The 3,574-nt window shown below is 47.1% G+C and carries 1 protein-coding gene; it reads right to left on the bottom strand.

Annotated features, from left to right (window positions below; all coding sequences use genetic code 11):
- Positions 1 to 81: 81 nt before the first annotated feature.
- Entirely contained in the window at positions 82 to 2,823 is a 2,742-nt protein-coding gene (locus Q0238_RS00945; protein WP_297941975.1) for an insulinase family protein, read from the bottom strand.
- Positions 2,824 to 3,574 lie beyond the last annotated feature (751 nt).

Below are 3,574 nucleotides of genomic sequence, written 5' to 3'. Positions count from 1 at the left end.
CGAAATTTGCCGTGCAAACGCCGTTAAATTTAAACGCGCTTAGTAAATTTTCCCGAGTAAAATTTAAAGACGCCGAGCCCGTTAAAATTTCGGCGCATTTATCCTCACCGTCTCATCGGTGTCAAAAATATATGTCTGCGCGGCCTCCGCGATATCCTTTGGCGTGATGGAATTTATGATCTTTTCAAAGGTCTTAAAATCGGCGATCTCCTCATTCCAAAGCGCGTATTTTACGAGCGCGTCGTTCCAAAACTCCGGGCTTTCGCGAGCGGTGCGAGCCATGATGATCTGAGATTTTTTAAAATTTTCAAGATGTCGCGCTACGTCCGATCGGCCGCCTGCGATTTCTACAAAAATTTCTCTGATTGCGGATAAAATTTGATCCGTGTTTTGCGGCGCGCAGGAAAACGAAATATGAAGGCTCGAGTGCTCGTACGGGATGCGGCTTAGGCTCGAAGCGACCGAAAAGCCGTAAGTGCGCCCCTCATCCTCTCTGATACGCTCTCTAAGCGCTTCCTGAAGCACCGAAGCCAGGGCTGAAATTTTAATTGCATTTTCAAGCGAGTACGGAGCGGATCTGTTTATCGCGGTAAGCGCTACATCGCTTCTAGGGGAGTTCTGATAGTTGCGCATAAAAACGTGCCGCCCGCTTAAGCTGCGAATTCCGTCATCTTTAAAATCCTCGCGCTCGCCGCGAGCAGGCAGGCTTGCCAGATACTTTTTTATGAGGACTTCAGCGTCTTTTAACTCAAAATCGCCGCTAAGCACGAAAGTGTAGGATGCGGCGTTGCTAAATTTATCATAGACGATCTTTTTTAGCTCATCCGCGTTAAGCGCTTTGATCTGCGCGGCGCTTAGAGGGCGCATTCGCTCATTGCCGCCGTAAAAAAACTCGCTAAATTCCCTGCTAAATTTATACCCGGGCAGCTTCTCGTTTCGCGCAAGCTCATCGAGCGATTTGATCTTTAAATTTTGCAGCGCCTTCTCGTCCACGCGCGGAGAGCTAATCTCTAAATTTATCGCTTCCAGCAGCCATTTGAGATCCTGCGAGCCGCAGCTTCCGTAAAATCCGTGCGAGAATGCGGAGATATTTTTTCGGTAATTTACCTGCCGCCCGCTTAAAATTTGCGAAATTTCATAATTGTTAAACTCGCCCGCGCCGCTTTCGTTTGCAAGCATTGCGGCAAAACTGCCGAGCCCTGGATGCGCCAGATTGGACATTCCGCCTCTGCTTACCGCAGCAAACGAGATGAAATCCTTGCGCGTCTTAAGCGGCTTTAAGATCACGGTCGCGTTATTTTCAAGCAGGTAGGTATAAAATTTAAATCGCGGCTCAAAACTCTTGCTTAAAATTTTGCCCTCAGGCAGGTTTTTAGAAACCAAGCTATCCGGTAGCTTTTTATGCGCGGCATGCGTATTTATCGCCTTAGCGCCGCTTTGCAGCTTCTTAAATTTAGCCTCATTAAGATTATATCCTGAGCCGCTAAAAACACTTGCGTGCACCTCGCCCAGATCCGTAAGGCGCCTAAATTCTAAATTTAGCTCCTCTAGGCTGATCTCGCGCAGCAATTTTACCTCCAAATCCCTCTGTTTTGCAGCGCTAGGCAGAACGGCTCCTGATTTTACGGCATGAAGAATCTCTCTTGCAAAAAACGCGGAATTCGCGCTTTTTTTGCGCTCGAAGGCGCTGTGCCGCGAGCCGATCAAAGCATCCTTTGCGAGGGCGAAATCGCGCGTATCAAAGCCGCTATCTCGCAAGCCTTTGATTAGCCCGAGCGCCTGCGAGATCGCGCCGTCAAAGTCTCCGCCCAAAACGGCGACGTCAAAGTTATAGATCGTTTTTTGAAACTGCAAATTGGACCTGGAAAAATTAACTCGCAACAGCGCGCCTTCGCTAGCCTTCGCTCGCTCGTAAATCGTAGAAATAAGGCTTGAGATAAGCTCGCTTTTTAAAATTTTCCTCGCATTCGCCTCGCTACTCGGCGGCGCAAATTCCTCCCAAAACGAAATTTTGACGGAATTTAGCGATGTTTCGTTCGTATCGTAATTGTAAATTTTCAAACCCTGCCTAGGCGGAATGCCCATACCCGGGCGGGCATAGGAGTTTGTATTTTTAAGAGGCGAAAAATTTTGCTCTAGCAGTTTTAAAATTTTATCCCTTTTAAAATCGCCCACGGCTATAAATTTCATAGACCTAGGCTGGTAAATTTTTTGATAAAGCTCCTTGATTCGCTGCGCGCTTACGGATTTTACGACCGCCATATCGCCGATCGGCGCACGATTAAAATACGCGCTGCCGCCATAAAGCTCCTCATCCATCCGCTCGTAAAGCCTCGCGATCGGCGTATCGCGGCTACGCGCCTCCTCGATTATGACGCCTCTTTCTTTTACGAGCTCAAGCGGATTAAACTCCACTCCGTCCGCAATCGAAGCAAAAATTTTAAAAACGTCCTTTAAATTTTCTTCGCTAACGGCGATGTTAAGCGTGTAGATCGTGCTGTCGTAGCCCGTCTGCGCATTTACGTCGGCGCCAAATTTCACGCCCAGGCTCTGCAGTTTTTTAATAAGCTCGTTTTTGCTAAAATCGCGGCTTCCGTTAAAGGACATATGCTCTATGAAATGCGCAAGCCCGCGCTCATTAGAGCCCTCATCGATTGAGCCCGCATCCACGATGAGATAAAAAACGGCGGAATTTTTAGGCACGGAATTTTCTAAAATATAGTATTTAAGCCCGTTTGGCAGCGCTCCTCGCAGCACGGCTTCGTTCCACTCAAGCGCAAAAGCCCCTGCACAAAGCAGCAAAAATAGTAAAATTTTTCGCATTTAAGCCCTTTATTTTCTAATAAAATTTGCTCGCAGCCTTTCGGCAGGCTCTTCTCTTTCGGCTTATCAAGCCGCCCGCCCGCGCCATTCTGCGCTATTTTTTAGATTTGCTCGCTTCGAGCCGTCAGCCTGCGATATTTCTTAAATTTGCCAACTTTTAAGCCGCATGCTCGCGCGCCGATCTTCGGTCCGCTTCGCGAGTTTACCGGCTCTGGCTCCATACCGCGCGCCTACTCTCGTTTGGCGCATCGCCCAAATCAACAAATGCATTGATATTTGTCTGCGCGCTGAGGCGGCATAGCTGCTCGGCGGCGCGGGCACAAATTTTAAAATTTACTTGCACCCGGGTTAAATTTAAAAAGCGCGAATCGGTAAATTTTAAAATTTTACGCCAAGCGCGGCGGGCTGCTAAGCTTTGAAAATTTTATAGCTAAATTTCGCAATTATCTTTCACAGTCGCTTTTATGTCCATACGGACAAATATTTAAATTTTACATCGCCCTACTCTCGCTACGCGTTGTTTTAGCACGTATCGATCAAACAAACCGCTGACGCACGATCTTGGCATCTTCGCCGTATGCTATTCTGTTTCCCATCTATAAAGGCACCGCCGCAAACTGCCGTTTGCTACAGGATAAAATTTTAGCCTAAAGAGCATTAAATGAAAATTAGTATAAATAAAATGTGAAATTTTTGAAGTTAAAAGGGAATTTTGGATTAGATTAAAATGGCCGGGAGATAGGGATTCGAA

It is taken from the genome of uncultured Campylobacter sp., assembly GCF_938045775.1.
GTDB lineage: Bacteria > Campylobacterota > Campylobacteria > Campylobacterales > Campylobacteraceae > Campylobacter_B.
Note: the sequence above shows the minus strand (reverse complement) of the source record. Positions and strands in the feature narration are given on the sequence as shown.

Bases quoted from the DNA above. Each gene is read 5' to 3' on its own strand.
- Q0238_RS00945 (WP_297941975.1), bottom strand. From the start codon at position 2,823: ATGCGAAAAATTTTACTATTTTTGCTGCTTTGTGCAGGGGCTTTTGCG.